Origin of the sequence: Plebeiibacterium sediminum (genome assembly GCF_026013605.1) — a bacterium.
Taxonomy (GTDB): domain Bacteria; phylum Bacteroidota; class Bacteroidia; order Bacteroidales; family Marinilabiliaceae; genus Saccharicrinis; species Saccharicrinis sediminus.
The window spans coordinates 1-707 of sequence record NZ_JAPDPJ010000244.1 but is presented as its reverse complement, the minus strand read 5'-3'; the positions used below and the strand labels follow the sequence as shown (position 1 = coordinate 707).

Here is a 707-nt window from a genome sequence, read left to right as displayed (position 1 = left end):
TTACTTAAAGGGGTCAACATCCACCGGAATGTCATGCGGAAAACATCACATGAACCGGCTTCGGGAAAGGGGGTCAACATGATCAAGAATATCCAATTATAAATGGACGATTTAGTAAAGAAAATACCAATTGAACTGACTCAGTTATTGAATAGCTTTAATACTGAACTTTCAGAATATCGAAAGAATATTGAAATGAATTCTCATAATATTAGGGTTCGTTATAGCAATTCAGATTTCGATGGCGTTAAAATTATCTACAAACAGAAGAATTCATCCTTTTACTTTGAATTGGAATATTTATTAAAGGGGGACTATATTACGTGGAAATATTATCCTCATGCGCAACATTCTACCCAAGAAAAAAATAGGGCACGAGCAAAAATTGACCCAGCAAAGACATTTAAGGAATTGCTATCAAGTCTTAGACTATGGAAAAATAACTGTTGTTAGCGCGGAAATTCTTTCCGTGCAATAAGCGTGCTGTAAATCATTTATAGGGTTTTGATTTGAATGTTTGTTATCTTGTACGCAGAAAAATAAGGAATTGCATTCCGGTTAATTAATGAAAATATATTTTGTTATTTTTATCAGATATAATAATCTAACCCATATATTATGTCAGATAAATACAAAATATTCGATAATCAAGCAGCTTACTTTATAACTATGACAACAGTAGGTTGGATTGATGTTTTTACTCGCAA

General features: G+C 32.2%; 1 protein-coding gene. It reads left to right on the top strand.

Going from position 1 to position 707, the window contains the following annotated elements:
* Positions 1-102 precede the first annotated feature (102 nt).
* A complete protein-coding gene (locus tag OM075_RS25295; RefSeq protein ID WP_301193346.1) occupies positions 103-453 on the top strand; it encodes a hypothetical protein in 351 nt (116 codons plus the stop codon).
* Positions 454-707: the final 254 nt, after the last annotated feature.

Bases quoted from the DNA above. Each gene is read 5' to 3' on its own strand.
- OM075_RS25295 (WP_301193346.1), top strand. From the start codon at position 103: ATGGACGATTTAGTAAAGAAAATACCAATTGAACTGACTCAGTTATTG.